Origin of the sequence: Spiroplasma kunkelii CR2-3x (genome assembly GCF_001274875.1) — a bacterium.
In the GTDB taxonomy this organism is placed as follows: domain Bacteria; phylum Bacillota_I; class Bacilli_A; order Mycoplasmatales; family Mycoplasmataceae; genus Spiroplasma; species Spiroplasma kunkelii.
The window spans coordinates 1,034,063-1,048,274 of the sequence record NZ_CP010899.1 but is presented as its reverse complement, the minus strand read 5'-3'; the positions used below and the strand labels follow the sequence as shown (position 1 = coordinate 1,048,274).

The window sequence follows — 14,212 nt, the reverse complement described above, 5'->3', positions numbered from 1 at the left end:
AAAATGCTTTTTAAATTAAAACAAGTTAATAAAGGGACTGAACAAAAAGGTTTTAAAGATGCTGATAATTTTTATACTAAAATTATTAATCCAATGCATTATTCTACTAATCGTAGTGATATGTATGAAGCATATTTACAAAATAGTACAAGTGGTGCATATTTTTCTTCACAAGGAACGCCTGCCCCTATTTTTCAAGGTATTTCAACTCAACGCCAATATACTTTATTATCAACAGATAAACAATTTGGTCAAAATGATGAATTAAACCTTTATGTTGTTTTAAATAAAAATAATGAAAATATTGGTGAAGAAACTATTAATACTTATGAATATAATCAATCTATTCAATGATTATATATTTCTAATATTACAGATTACTATGACCCATTTGATAATAAAAAGTTTTTATTTCAAGAAATTAAATTTAGTAGTGTTAATGATCATTTATCTAAATCAGGTATGGCATGTAGTATACCACATACATTTTAAAGATTACAAGAAAATAACAAAAATAATAAAAATATTTATTTATAATATAAAAATATCATAAAATAAATAAATAAAAAATATAAAATTAAACAAACTAAAAATTAGTTTAAATACAAAAACTTAATAATTTAAAATTATTTAATTAAACTATTCAAAAAGTTAAATGGTGTATGAAAATTTAAAGACTTATGAACTCTTTCAAAATTATAAAAATAATAATAATCATTTAATTTATTCTGTAAACTAACGACATTTAATATTTTTTCTTCAAATACAAATAATTTAGTATAATTTTGATGAAATCTTTCAATCTTGCCGTTTGACTGTGGAGAACGAACAGGTGTTGTCTGATGAAAAATATTTTTATCTGTTAAAAATTGAGTAAAATTAGTTTCTTTAACATTATTTTTTTGATTATTCCGATAATTATTAATAAATTCTGAACCGTTATCAGTTCTAATCCGTGTTATTTTAACACCAAATATATTTTTAAAATCACTAATTGCTTTTTTAACAGCAGCAATAGCATTATCAATACTTAATTTATCATAAACATATCCTAATGTTAATCTTGTTTTTTCATCAATAAAATCATAAACATAATACTTTTTATCAACTGGAAATTTACTTGGTACAAAATATTTAGCGTCCATCTGTAATAAACCTATTTCTTTAACTTCATATCTTGGATGTTGTTTTTTAATTTCTTTAATTTTATTTTTTATTTTTAATCATCTTTCATCTTTTTTAAGTCAACGAAAAAATGTTTTTAAATTTTTTGGTGCTTTATTTTTTAATTCTTCTCCATGTAATCATTACACAAATTAATATATGAAAATATTTTTTGTTTTATTTTTTTATAATATTTATTTTTATAATTTTTACTTAAAAAATTTTTTAATTTTGCTTGTAAATCAAACAAATTAAAATTATTAATAATATATTTCATTAATTTACACCTACCATCAAAAATATATAAGATTAATATTTAATACAAATAATTGATATATAATTGATATATAATAAAATCAATTATATATAAAACAATAAAAAGGAGCAATATATATGAAAAAATGAATTAGCATAATAGGAGCAATCGGATTAACAGCAACAAGCACAACAACATTAATCAGTTGTAATAAAGAAAATAATAACAATGAAAACAAAGAAAATAATAAAACAAAACTATCATATAATCCACAACAACCACCAGAAAATAGTAATTGAAAATTAATTAATAGAGATAATTTTGTAAAAGAAAATAATGAAAAAAATAATAAATGATATATTTTAATTGCTAAACAAATGCAAAGTGATAATTTTTCTATTATAAAATTTAATTTTTCAAGTGAATTAATTTGAAAAGTTGGAGAACATGGAGGACATAGAATTAATAATCGTTGATATGTTTATATTCATTCACTATATCGTTGAGATGGTGCGGGTGAACCTGAAACACCAACAATCAATAAAGACACTGGTGAAATTACTGACTGAAAATAACAAAAAGGAACTAAATAACAGTTCCTTTTTTATATTAATCGCACCAATTTAATAAAAATAATTAATAAAAAGATATTTGTTATTGTACTATACAATGCGGGATTAAATTTTCATACTTCAAATATTTGACTAAAAAAACTATATACTGTCTCAAAAACCTTACCAACACCACTCGCTAACTCGTTAACTTGTTTAACACCAGGAATAGTATTAACAATTCAAATTACGGCATTTTTAATATGAGCACCAAAATCTCATCAACCCTCAGGCGTTACATATTGTACTTGTCATCATTGCTTATCAGGGAATAAACCACCACTATTTATCTCTTGTCAATTATAAATCCCAAAATTAAAATCATAATATCGGTACATATCATTCTCTTTTTGAGCTTGCAATTCAAAAACATTATAACCGATTTTTTGTTCTTCAATTTTTTTATATTGCAAACCATATTTATTTTGTAAATCACCACCAAAAACATAACCAGAATTTAACTTAATATTATAATCATTAGAAACCGAAAAATCATAATTAAAAACACTACCATAATTATTAATGGTATAAAACCGATTTTTAAATGCTGAATATAATTTAATATCTAATTGCTTATATTTATCCGAAAAATAAAAATATCGTGGATAAATTTTAAAACCATTATTTACTAATAAACCATATTTTTTATTATAACCTTGAACATAAGTATTATTTTCTAAATCAAAAATCGTACGTAAATAATTAGTATAAAATTTCTGTGAAATCTTAAACATACTATTTAATAATTTATCAAATTGTAATTTATCATTGATATTATCACTCAATAAAATATTATTAAAATTTTGTAATTTCAAAGCAAAAAAGTTAACTAAAACAGTATCATATTGCAAATTATCGATATAACCATTTTCTATAAATGAACTACGATTTTGAAACACTGGCACCAACGCACTTGCAAAAAACGACTGTAAAAACTTAGATAAATAAAACTGACCGTTAAACTGTTGATAATATGTTAAATCTTTATTATTTATGGATGAATAAATTGAACCATTAAAACTAAAAACTTGACCAGTTCCAATCCGCATAAAACTAAAATTAAAACTTAAATCATCACTATTAACATTATTTAACTCTAAACTACCTGAAATAATTGTATTTGCTTCATCAACAGTTAAAATCATCCGATAAATTGCTTTTTTAATATTTTTAATATCTAATTCATCAACCGTCTCAAAATCAAAAATTATCCGCTTTGTTCCAACCTTATTCGGATTTTCATAATCCGCACTACCACCTTGTTGAACTCTAATATTTTCTTGCAAAACAGCAGTTAAAGAATAATTAATAAATTCTTTTACAAAATTTTGTTGATAAGTATTCGGCTCTAATATAACTTCACCAGTGTCTTTATTGATTGTTGGTGTTTCAGGTTCACCCTCACCATCTCAACGATATAGTGAATGAATATAAACATATCAACGATTATTAATTCTATGTCCTCCATGTTCTCCAACTTTTCAAATTAATTCACTTGAAAAATTAAATTTTATAATAGAAAAATTATCACTTTGCATTTGTTTAGCAATTAAAATATATCATTTATTATTTTTTTCATTATTTTCTTTTACAAAATTATCTCTATTAATTAATTTTCAATTATCTTGTTTTAACTTAACTCTTGGATAATGATTTTCTTTATAGCGGTCAACATTTTCCACAATTTTTTTAGATACATCATACATCTGATATTTTAAAGCAAAAGCATAAATAAAATCAGTTAAATCATTTAAAAAATTTTCCTTTTTAACATCATAAAATTTTTCAACCATATATGTATTTTTTCAACTATCTCACATGTGATAAAAACTAAAAAAAGATGAACTTGGTTTATCATAAACAACTCCTGTTGAATAACTATCTTGTAAAAAATCCAAATACCATTTATCATTAAACAATAATTTTTTTGATGTTTTTAAAGTTGGATTAATAAAATAATTTGTTTCAGACCAATTTTCAAAAAAACTGCTGCGTAAAAACATTGTATTAATAAAATCAGTTTCATTAATACCTTTATCAATACTATTCTCTTGTTTAAGTGTATAATGTTCTCCATTTAACGGTATAAACGCCGTTAAAGTAATAAATGGAATAACCAAACCTAAAAAACTTAAAATAAATATGGCAAATAAAGATAACGATTTTTTCATAAATTCAACTCCTAACTATACAATGTTTTTGAAACAATAAACCCAACAATATATAAACTTGATATTGTTAACATTAACGGATGACTAAACAAAACTGCCATTCTGCCAAATAATCAAATCAACCAAGTATCAGAATTATATAAATCCATAATAATATTTTTTGCTGATGTAAATTGATTAATAATAACAGTAATAAAACCAGTTCCAAATATAGCGATTGCCGCCACCAATAAAACTAATTTAATCATTATTTATGCATTCTCCTATATCCTTGTTCTCTTGTTTTTGCTTGTTTTGCTAAACTTGATAATTGTTTTTTATTACGATTAATTTTAAATTGTTTACGCTCTTTAATATGTTTTCGCATACCTTGTTTAGTATCAAAAACACCACGAGCAGTAGCAGAATAAATATTTGACACCCCCATTTGTACTGTTGAACCTAAATTATTATACTGTGTTGATGTGCCGTGAATTGCATAAATAGATAACTTAATAACCATAAAAAAGATTAAAAAATAAGCAATTGACGTATTTGTCATCGGTAACTTTGTATTTCAAATTACATCAAAAATAAACAAAAATATATCAAAAACAAAACTAAAAATCTTGTCTCAATTACTATTATTATTTTCAACTAATAAATTAATCATCTTTACTATTTCCTTTCTCTTTTTTAGGTTTTAAATTCTTTTTCAAAATATCAATATCAAATAACTCCAATCGTTCTTTAACACTTAATTTTGTAATTTCTGACCAATAATATTCTTTTTTATTAACAATTTCATTATTTTTTAAATCACGCACAAATTTTAATCATTGACTATCATACTTATTGGCAAATTCAAGAGGAATAATTATTTTAAAAAACCGAATTCCTAATCCAACATCCGACTTATGTTTTACTCGTTTACCTTCTGCTGTTCGTTCTACTGATTTTGTTTTTCAAATTTCATAATCTGTTATATCTTGAAAAATTCCAATTCGCATAATAAAGAAACGATTAAAAAAATTAAATCCCTTTTTAGCAACAGGTTTTTTCAATGAAATTGGAATAATAATTCCACTTGCTAACTGGCGAATATTATTTCAAATCATACCCTCACGCTGAGCAGTAAACAACGCACGATTACCAAAATGTCTCGCTAAAACAATTCACGGTATTTTACCACTATGAACTTTTTTCTCATCGTGAGGACTAGTTCCATCAATATACAAATAACTTTCATCAAATAAAATAACACTATCATCTGGGGGAACTGGTTTTGTTCTATCTGTAAAATCTAAATTTTTAAATGTTAAAACTTTTACTTTATCATCTTCTAACGGATAATTACTATAAATTTTATCTGTCAATAATTTCATAACTTGCGATAAATAAGTTAAAAGTAATGTTTTACCAGTTCCTAATTTACCAATAATTACCGACAACGGATTATCTCAAATAAATTGAACTAACCGAAAAGAATTTAACTGATAAAAAATATTTTCTCACAATCATCACACAAAATAAACACACTGCAAAGCAAACAACAATCAAAATACCAAACCAACACAATATAAAGAAATTATCCAAAATAATAAATCAATTAAACTAAATAAAATCATTGAACCACTAATATAACAATAATTTTTAAAGAAAAATATAAATTTTTTCATTTTACCTCCAATAGTTATTTATAATTAAACTAGTATTATTATGGTTTTTTCTCCCCACAAATCAAAAAATAGAGTGATAAAAATTAAGAAAATTTTAAAAATAATTTCAATATTATTGCCTATTATTGCCTATTATTGGAATTATAAACTTTTTAATCAATCCTATCGAAAAATTAATTACTACAATTAATTTTGTAGAATGAATATTTAAAAATATTAATCAAATAAATGCAAAAGAAATATTTTTTACAACATTATTTATATTAATAATTATTGCATTCATAATGAAAATATATATTATATTCAAAAAAAGATTTTAAAATTTTGTGGGGAGAGAAAACCATAATAATAACAAAATTTAATTATTTAAAACAACTAACTATTTTAAAAACCATTCACAAGAAAAACCAAGTTAATAACAAAATAACAATTCAAATACCAACCATTAAAGTTAAATATTCATTTTGCGTTAAATTCCACATTGTAATAGTTTCAACATTTGTTTTATCTATAAACAAAAATATATGAATAAAAAACTCTTTTAATTTAATTCAATCATTTTGCATATTTAAAAACTCCACATTTTTTGAATAAGTTTAAAAAACATTCCAAAAAACAAAACAATAAATAACACAAACGATATAACATATAAAAACTCAGGGGCATTTGCACCAATAATATAACTAACAAATTGAACTCAATAATCATATAAACTCATTTAATTTAAATCTTCCAAATCTTTAATTAATTGTTGCTCTTTTTCAACAGTTCAATTTATTAAATTATTATTGTTATTATTTGCTTTTACTTTTTTAGGTTCACTTGAAAATAACGCTTCTTTCATTTTAGTAAAATAATTTTGTTTATATTGATTATATAAATTGATTAATTCTGTTCCAGTTAAATATTTTCAAATATTTCGCTTTAAATTTTCATCATACTTTATAATAGGATAAGAATTATCATAAATCAAACCAATTGCTACTTGCTCTGAATGTTTTTCACTCGGATAAATAAACTTATTACTCAACCAAAAACCAATATGGCGATTATGATTGGGTAAATTAATAAAACTTGCTTTATCTGTTGTAAAAGGGATAAATTCCTTACTAATAAAATAATTTTCTATATTCTGATTTTTCTTAATATAATTACTCAATTTTATTAACTCCTTCAATTTGTCAATATTGAATTAATTTTTCTTTTTCAACATCAAAATCCACCTTAATTTCAAAAATATATTTTATATGCATAATAATCATAAAAATAAATGATATAAAAGCAAATACAGACATAATAATTTCAAAGAATGGAAAATCTTTACCATAACTTAATATTGAAAGATAAATAAATAAACTTAAAATAAATAAATTAATAATATGTCCAAAAAAACAAATCAAATTTAATCAAAAAATATCTTTAATAAAATCTCTCTTTATTTTTTTATATTCCTTAGTTGTTTTAAATTTCATATCCATAATATAATCTCCTAACTAAATATTTGTTGTAAATTAACAGCTCACAACTTAACTAGAAAAATTAAACACTTATTTAGAAAACATTTACAGCTTAATAAACAATGTTATAAATAATGTTCGTATAATGTTTATTTATTGTAATAAACACTGATTATTAACAATGTTATAAAAAAAGTTAATATATTGTTTATTTAATGTTTAATAAACACTGTTAATAAACATTGTTAAATATATAAAATAATAAAAATTGGCACACTGAAAATAACTATTAAGAACTTTAATAGTAAATATAATAAGTTCATTTTTCTATTTAATAAATTCATTTTTTACATCAAATCACATATAAAAACTAGTGTGCCACAGTTAAAATATATGATAAATAATAAATACTAAACTCCTTTAACCATAATACGGAAAAAATTTAATATTTTTATAATACAAAATATAGCAAACGGAATTAAAATAATTCACGCATCGCCTAAAAAAACCATTATCTCAGGTAAAATATTTGTTACACCATCTTTAACTTTTCATAATGCACTAGTTAATCCAGTTCAAATACCAGTCATACCCTCAGTCATATTTTTAGGTGTAGGTGCTGTTGTTGTTAAAAAATTAACCGCCGTTGTTAAATACATACCTAACATTATTTTTTATCCTCCTTTCTTTCAATTTCTTTTTTATCTTTTTTATTTCGTTCAATTTGACGAATTTTTTGATAAATTCCTAAACCAATATAAAGAAAAATCCCCAATACAATAAGAACACTAAATTAGGAAATAAAGTTTATTCAACAGTTGATTTAGGACAAAATAAAATTAATGTTAATGGTGGAACTGATGAAATTGTAATATTATCACAAGATTTTGAAGCATTAGATAAAGATACTAAATTAACTGATTTAGATAAAAAATTAGAATTTAATCCAACTACTGATGGAACATTAGAAAGTTATGTTATTGATTTAATTAATTTACAAACTATTGGTAAAACTAATTTTAAAATTACAACATATTCAGAAAATCCATTTACTTTAAATGATAATATTACTGCATTGCAAAACTTTCAAGGTGAATGACAAACAATGGCTAAATTTATTAAACCAAATGGTAATGTTCAAGCATGAAATAGTGTTATTAAAACAAGTGCTTTAGATTATGATTTACTTGAAGAAACAACATTTTTTTACCCTAAAGCAGTATTACCACCTGGCCCACTTACTTATAAACCTTATACTGTTGATATTATGCCTTCTAATGTAGTACTACCATTAATTGCTAAAATTACAGCACCAATGCAATGTACTAATACCACTTCAATAATTAGGCTTAATAATTTTTATAATTTATTTAACAATAAATTTAATGATGCTTATTATGAAACTGAAATTGATTTAAAACAAATTAATCCAACAATTACTACTTTAGAACAATTTTTACATGCTTATTCATCAATTCAATTTAATAATCTTAATCTTAATAATTTACAAGTTGAATGTGCACAACCAAATATAGAAAATTTTATTCCTGATAGAAATATTAATCTTTTGGGTGGTGTTTATAATTGTGAAGAAAGAAATTTTAAAACATTAAACGAATTAAGTTTACGCTCCATTGGTCGTTCACAAAATGATAAAGTTAATTTTATGGAAGGTAGTTTAATTTATGACCTTGCTAATATAAAAGAAAATAAAAAAAACAACATTATTTACCGGTGAAACTAATGATTTAACAAAAAATTTGTATGAAAGTACTTATGAAGCTATAGTAGTATGAAATTTTATAAATATTTTGGTAATGATAAAAATATTACGATAGATGTTTCTAATCCAAATGTTTTGGGTATTAGAAACAAAAGTAATAACCCTATTAGTATTACATTTATTCCATCTAGTTAGTTCATTATGCTAAAATTATTATGTAATTAAAATAATAAAGGAGATATACATATGAAAAGATTATTAAGTTTATTTGGTGCAATTACATTACTAGGAACAAGTACAACAAGTTTAGTTGGTTGTAGTAAAAAACAAGAATATACACCTGAAGAATTAACACAACTAAAAGAAAAAAATAAAATAAATACAACAGATGAAAATATTAAAAATAACTTAGAATGAATAGGACCACAAGAAAAACCATTTAATGAAGTTGATAGTAAATATTATTATGTGGTATGACATAGTAATTCAACCGAAAATTGAAGAGTTACAAAATTTAAAAATGACATAGAAATAAAAAATGGAAAAAGAGTAATTATTAATGAAAATGGAATAGAAAAATTATTTATTTTTATGGAAACAGAAGGTACTTTTAAATATGAAGCAGTAAAATATCCAAAAGACATAACAATTTTTTGGAATGGTTCATTTAATTGAAAATTTTGTGAACCATCTAGTGAAAAAGTTTTTAAAGCCGTTTATCGTTGAAATGGTGAAGAACAAAATGTACCTGATTTAGTTATTGATGATGATGGTAATATAAAAGTTAAGGGTGAATAAAAATGGCATTTATTAATAAATGATTAGATTGTGAAGTGCCTTATTGTAAAGATGAGGTGTTAGTAAAATTTAAAAAAGATGAAAATGGTGATTTAATAAGACAAATGCAAGGAGTATAGATTAAGTTGAAATTCAAAAGATATTTCTAAGGGTTCTTTGGGTAGATTAATTATTAATTATAAAACCCCAAATAAATTGCTAAATATTTTTATTTATAAAAACAATATAAAATATGAATTTACTTTTAATTGAGAAATTATACAATATTTATTTATGCCAATTATTGCCAATCAAAGTTATAAACATTTTGATATGAATTATTTAGTTTTAAATTTTAATTATAAAGAATTGATTAATATGGATATTCTTAAAAAATCTAATAGTAATTATTTTGTTAATGATGTTAAACAAAATTTTTATTCGTTGGATAATTTATTTTTAATTTTAGATTATTTTTATTTTAATGTTTTAAGAGTTATATTTGATATTTCTAATTTTAGAGAATGTATTTATTTTACATCTGATAATGGTAGTTTAGGTTTTGTATTTTTTGTAAAAAATGGTTTTTTATTATATCCAAAATCAATGGTTTTTAATATTTTAAGATTTACTGATACAAATATTTATTATTTAAAACCACAAGTGCAGTTGTATAATGCCTATACGATAAATAGTACTAATGATTATTTTTCTTATTATTCAAATTGAGATTATAAGACTGATATTTTACCTTCTAATAATGATAAATGAACTCAATCAATAAAATTATTAGATATGACAGATAGAACAAAATATCAAGGTTTTAATGTAATTAGATTTAATACAACTAGATTAACAGAGGATAGGTCTATTTCAATTAATGGTTTTAATTTTAGTCTTTATAATGCCACTGATTGAAATAATGAAATTAATAGTGGTAATATTTGAAAAATACCTTATAAAATTTGTAGTTGATATAATATTGCTTGTCATATTCAAAATGCAGCAATTTGGATTGTAAATAATTTGCCTGGTATGAAAGAAATTTATAAATTTGTTAATGGGATAGTACATGTGTTTATTAATGTACCTGAATTGTTTAATAATATTGGTAATTTGTTTGCTTTTGATATTACATTTAAGATTATGTTAAGTTCTATATTGGTTTTAGCAATGGTTAACGGACTTTTACGCTATTTTTAGTAGTAGTAAAATGTATTTTGTTAAGAAAAAAAGTAAGGTGGTTCGTGGATAAACCACCACACCACCTTACTTAAAGGGGTAAAAGTTGCGGAGCGACTTAGGGGCGAAGCCCCTTTTACTTGAATTAAGTAACACAACTGCCCCAAAGTAAAAATAAGTAAATTTGACAAAAGAAAAATAATAAAATATAGTTAAATTATGTATAGCAAATACATATAAATAAAAAAAAGAAAGGAATAATATATTATGAATATAAAAAAAATATTAAGTTTAATAGGAGCAACAGCTATAACAACAAGTGGAGCAGCACCTTTAATGGCAATGATGCCAAATAATAAAAGTTCAAATTTTTCAACAGCAGAAAGTAGCAGTTCTGTTACTGGTGGAGAAGATAAAATATTGAAAGATTCTTTATATAGAGATAATGAAAAACAAGAAACTTTTATTGCAGATTGAATTATTTATTTGTCTTCAAAAACAATTAAAAATTTAAATAAATTTTTAATTGATACAAGAGTACCATTTCTTGATATAAGAATTATTAATATGGTTAATTTTTTAAAATTAAAATTAAAAGAAATTAATGATAATAATGAACTTATTTTTGTGTCAAAAATAGAAGAAAATAGTATTTTTTATAGTAATCTTCTTGCTACATTTGGCAATATTTTTTCTAGTCCTTTAATAAATAGTATAAATGGTGTAATATTTACTGTAGATGATTTTGGAAATTTAGTTCATTTATTTAATCAATAGTATTTTAAATTTATTTTTAAACCGAAAAATTAATTAACAATATAAAAAACTAAAAATATAATCTAAATTAAAATAAAAAAACATTTATCAAAATGTTTAATGTATTTAAACCAATAAAAGTTTTCTTGAACGAAACTTTAAATATAAATAAATGTTTTTTATTTTTGTTTTAGAAAAGAAAATAAAAAATGAATGTAAATATCAATCCTTATAATTGTTTAACAGGAGAAAATTTGTATAGACCTTATATTGATAATAGTAATTTTGTTAATCAAAAATATTATGTTAAAAAAGTATATTATGGTCCTTATATTAAAACAGTTGTTTTACCGTTAGAATATATTAATAAATTTGGTAAGAGCAATCTAACTGGGATTAAAAATAGTTGTAAAAATCAAACTAAATTATTAAATAGTCGTATTCGTTCCCAAGCAAATTGTATTCGTAAAGCAATTCATAATTTTAGTGGTTGTAAAAATATGGGTTTTTTAACTTTAACTTATGATGAAAATGTCCAAGATATTAAAAAAGCAAATTATCATTTTAGATTATTTATTCGAAGGTTAAATTATTATTTTTCTAAATATAAGAAAAATAAATATAAAGATTTAAAATATCTTGTTGCTTATGAATATCAAAATCGCGGAACAGTTCATTTTCATATCATATTTAGTGAATATATCCCTAATAAAGTAGTTAGAAAATGTTGGCCTTATGGATATAATAAAAATTTACCAGTTGAAACCGGTACAAATGAATTTATTAGTAAATATGTTGTTAAATATATTGTCAAAGTCCAAAGTAATGAAAAAAAGCAAAAATATTTATGACTTAAATACCAAAGCATATTGTTTTAGTGCCAATTGTGTTGACTCAATTATTAAAGTTGGTGTTATTGAAATGTGTGAAATGGAATTAATCGCTTCATTAAAAGGTACAAAACATAATTTTATGTTTAATAATAAAGATGGTTATTTAATGGGTGTTAGCATTGATAGTGATTGAAATAAAGACTATTTTTGACAAATGAAAAAATATATTCCATATGATAAAAAACAATATCAACATTGAAAGGAACAAAAATTATTCTTTGAAAATTATAAAAAACGACATAAAAAAATTATTAGTTTAAACAACAATTTACTAATATAATAAAAATTTTAAAATTAAACATTTACATTTAGAATTATACATCTAAAAGTAATTTTTGTCATTAATATTTTAATAAATATTAATTTTTCAGTGTGTTTAAATAACTAAAACTGATATAATAAAAAAGTAGAGTTCTTGTTGATTGGGTACTCTACACTTTTATTTTATAGTAATTTTAGAAATATTTGACTTTAATTTAGTTATAGTATATAGGTAAGTTATTAAGTCATTAAAAGAGATAATGGTTTAATATTTAAATTGATAAACAACTTCATCCAATCAAAAATAATTAAATAATTTTCTCTTTTTTTAATTTATTTTTATTTTTTAAATTAAATTATAATTTTTTTGTTATTTAAGTTTGTTTATCAGTAGAACAGATAATATTTTTTATTAATTTTATTAAAAACAAATAATTTATATAAATGTGTGCGTCTTAGCAAATTATTTGTATTGTAAAAAAATAAACACTATTTATAAGTCTGATTATTATATTATTCAAAAATAGAAATGTGGTGAATAAATAATATGAACGACATTAGAAAAAAGATTAATATTTCTGAATATAAATAAATTTTTAAAATTGATGAAAACTTTAAAGACAAAAATATTATATCGTTTTACTTACCAATGTCTTTAAAACATTATTCTAAAATAATTCAAATAAGAGATAAGATTAAAATTTGGTCTTTTTCTGAAACAGTAAGATATTTAATTGATAATTGAGAAATTAACGATGTCTTAGAAATTGATAAGTCATTTTATAAAAAATTAGTTTCTAAAACAATAAAAATAACTCCTATTCAATATAATAAATTGCTGCATTTACAAGATACTTATAATTTACAATCTTTATCTAGTGTAATGTGTCAATTAGTAAACAATTAAAATATATAATTTAACATAAAAATTAAAAAAAATAATAATGGTTAGAATAATATAAAAATGTTGCTTCTCTATCACTGTTAAATATTGACTTGTCAAATGATATTTAATAAAGCAAAATGTACGATAAATAAATGTGTGTGAATCTTGTTGATTGGGATTTTTTAATTATTGATTAAATAAATGTAAATTAATTTAATGAATAGTTGGAAAAAGGAAAATATGATATATAATAAAATCATAAAAACTAAATTATGCTTTGTACTAGTCCTATAAAGTGTTATAATTTTCACGATAATAAACATCAAAAAAATATCAATATTAAGACATAGATTAGATGATTAATAATCTATGTCTTTTTTGTTTATATAAAGCGTTTTAAGGGGCAAATTAGACCTT

At 22.0% G+C, this 14,212-nt stretch carries 22 protein-coding genes; 10 read left to right on the top strand and 12 right to left on the bottom strand.

Annotation, left to right across the window (positions count from 1 at the left end):
• Positions 1–3: 3 nt before the first annotated feature.
• Entirely contained in the window at positions 4–492 is a 489-nt protein-coding gene (locus SKUN_RS05755) for a hypothetical protein (protein WP_053391221.1), read from the top strand.
• Between the two features lie 134 nt (positions 493–626).
• On the opposite strand, the gene SKUN_RS09885 is transcribed toward SKUN_RS05755, so the two are convergent.
• Together SKUN_RS09885 and SKUN_RS09880 are read right to left on the bottom strand one after the other, a co-directional pair.
• On the bottom strand, positions 627–1,145 hold the full coding sequence (locus SKUN_RS09885) for a DDE-type integrase/transposase/recombinase (protein ID WP_200902985.1): 519 nt from the start codon (positions 1,143–1,145) through the stop codon (positions 627–629).
• 140 nt (positions 1,146–1,285) lie between these two features.
• The gene (locus SKUN_RS09880; protein WP_200902984.1) at positions 1,286–1,441 is read right to left on the bottom strand and encodes a hypothetical protein; all 156 of its coding nucleotides are present in this window, start codon (positions 1,439–1,441) and stop codon (positions 1,286–1,288) included.
• Between the two features lie 116 nt (positions 1,442–1,557).
• Between SKUN_RS09880 and SKUN_RS05745 the strand changes: the two genes are divergently transcribed.
• Positions 1,558–1,995: a lipoprotein gene (locus SKUN_RS05745; RefSeq protein ID WP_053391220.1), complete on the top strand. Its 438-nt coding sequence runs from the start codon at positions 1,558–1,560 to the stop codon at positions 1,993–1,995.
• 29 nt (positions 1,996–2,024) lie between these two features.
• On the opposite strand, the gene SKUN_RS05740 is transcribed toward SKUN_RS05745, so the two are convergent.
• The 10 genes from SKUN_RS05740 to SKUN_RS08505 form a co-directional block, all read right to left on the bottom strand.
• A complete protein-coding gene (locus SKUN_RS05740) occupies positions 2,025–4,202 on the bottom strand; it encodes a spiroplasma phage ORF1-like family protein (RefSeq protein ID WP_053391219.1) in 2,178 nt (725 codons plus the stop codon).
• An 11-nt stretch (positions 4,203–4,213) separates the two neighbouring features.
• Positions 4,214–4,450, bottom strand: coding sequence for a hypothetical protein (locus tag SKUN_RS05735; protein ID WP_015967964.1), 237 nt, complete (start codon positions 4,448–4,450; stop codon positions 4,214–4,216).
• Positions 4,450–4,854: a hypothetical protein gene (locus SKUN_RS05730; RefSeq protein WP_053390910.1), complete on the bottom strand. Its 405-nt coding sequence runs from the start codon at positions 4,852–4,854 to the stop codon at positions 4,450–4,452. The genes SKUN_RS05735 and SKUN_RS05730 overlap by 1 nt, the downstream gene beginning before the upstream one ends.
• Complete coding sequence (locus SKUN_RS05725) at positions 4,847–5,860, bottom strand: hypothetical protein (RefSeq protein ID WP_053391218.1); 1,014 nt, start codon at positions 5,858–5,860, stop codon at positions 4,847–4,849. The genes SKUN_RS05730 and SKUN_RS05725 overlap by 8 nt, the downstream gene beginning before the upstream one ends.
• 362 nt (positions 5,861–6,222) lie before the next feature.
• Positions 6,223–6,426 carry a DUF2649 family protein gene (locus SKUN_RS05720; RefSeq protein ID WP_053391217.1) on the bottom strand — a complete coding sequence of 68 codons (204 nt, stop codon included), beginning with the start codon at positions 6,424–6,426 and terminating at the stop codon, positions 6,223–6,225.
• Positions 6,427–6,428: 2 nt separating this feature from the next.
• Positions 6,429–6,578: a hypothetical protein gene (locus SKUN_RS09400; RefSeq protein ID WP_015967972.1), complete on the bottom strand. Its 150-nt coding sequence runs from the start codon at positions 6,576–6,578 to the stop codon at positions 6,429–6,431.
• Positions 6,579–7,019, bottom strand: coding sequence for a DUF3627 domain-containing protein (locus SKUN_RS05715; RefSeq protein ID WP_083436093.1), 441 nt, complete (start codon positions 7,017–7,019; stop codon positions 6,579–6,581).
• Positions 7,012–7,338: a hypothetical protein gene (locus SKUN_RS05710; protein WP_053391216.1), complete on the bottom strand. Its 327-nt coding sequence runs from the start codon at positions 7,336–7,338 to the stop codon at positions 7,012–7,014. The genes SKUN_RS05715 and SKUN_RS05710 overlap by 8 nt, the downstream gene beginning before the upstream one ends.
• 389 nt (positions 7,339–7,727) lie before the next feature.
• The gene (locus tag SKUN_RS05705; RefSeq protein WP_053391215.1) at positions 7,728–7,985 is read right to left on the bottom strand and encodes a hypothetical protein; all 258 of its coding nucleotides are present in this window, start codon (positions 7,983–7,985) and stop codon (positions 7,728–7,730) included.
• Positions 7,985–8,098 (bottom strand): hypothetical protein, encoded by a 114-nt coding sequence (locus SKUN_RS08505; RefSeq protein WP_144416777.1) that lies wholly within the window; start codon positions 8,096–8,098, stop codon positions 7,985–7,987. The genes SKUN_RS05705 and SKUN_RS08505 overlap by 1 nt, the downstream gene beginning before the upstream one ends.
• 324 nt (positions 8,099–8,422) lie before the next feature.
• Here SKUN_RS08505 and SKUN_RS05700 point away from each other — a divergent pair, with 324 nt between their 5' ends.
• The 8 genes from SKUN_RS05700 (at position 8,423) to SKUN_RS05670 (ending at position 13,816) form a co-directional block, all read left to right on the top strand.
• Positions 8,423–9,061, top strand: coding sequence for a hypothetical protein (locus SKUN_RS05700; protein ID WP_053391214.1), 639 nt, complete (start codon positions 8,423–8,425; stop codon positions 9,059–9,061).
• A gap of 48 nt (positions 9,062–9,109) precedes the next feature.
• Positions 9,110–9,235, top strand: a complete 126-nt coding sequence (locus tag SKUN_RS11415) for a hypothetical protein (protein ID WP_268794815.1) — start codon at positions 9,110–9,112, stop codon at positions 9,233–9,235.
• Positions 9,236–9,286: 51 nt separating this feature from the next.
• A complete protein-coding gene (locus SKUN_RS05695) occupies positions 9,287–9,838 on the top strand; it encodes a lipoprotein (RefSeq protein ID WP_053391213.1) in 552 nt (183 codons plus the stop codon).
• A gap of 156 nt (positions 9,839–9,994) precedes the next feature.
• Positions 9,995–11,020: a spiroplasma phage ORF1-like family protein gene (locus SKUN_RS05690; protein WP_053391212.1), complete on the top strand. Its 1,026-nt coding sequence runs from the start codon at positions 9,995–9,997 to the stop codon at positions 11,018–11,020.
• A 246-nt stretch (positions 11,021–11,266) separates the two neighbouring features.
• Positions 11,267–11,776: a hypothetical protein gene (locus SKUN_RS05685; RefSeq protein ID WP_053391211.1), complete on the top strand. Its 510-nt coding sequence runs from the start codon at positions 11,267–11,269 to the stop codon at positions 11,774–11,776.
• Between the two features lie 188 nt (positions 11,777–11,964).
• Positions 11,965–12,633, top strand: coding sequence for a rolling circle replication-associated protein (locus SKUN_RS05680; RefSeq protein ID WP_053391210.1), 669 nt, complete (start codon positions 11,965–11,967; stop codon positions 12,631–12,633).
• Positions 12,581–12,928: a hypothetical protein gene (locus tag SKUN_RS05675; RefSeq protein ID WP_053391209.1), complete on the top strand. Its 348-nt coding sequence runs from the start codon at positions 12,581–12,583 to the stop codon at positions 12,926–12,928. The genes SKUN_RS05680 and SKUN_RS05675 overlap by 53 nt, the downstream gene beginning before the upstream one ends.
• A 630-nt stretch (positions 12,929–13,558) precedes the next feature.
• Positions 13,559–13,816, top strand: coding sequence for a hypothetical protein (locus SKUN_RS05670; protein ID WP_053391208.1), 258 nt, complete (start codon positions 13,559–13,561; stop codon positions 13,814–13,816).
• Positions 13,817–14,212 lie beyond the last annotated feature (396 nt).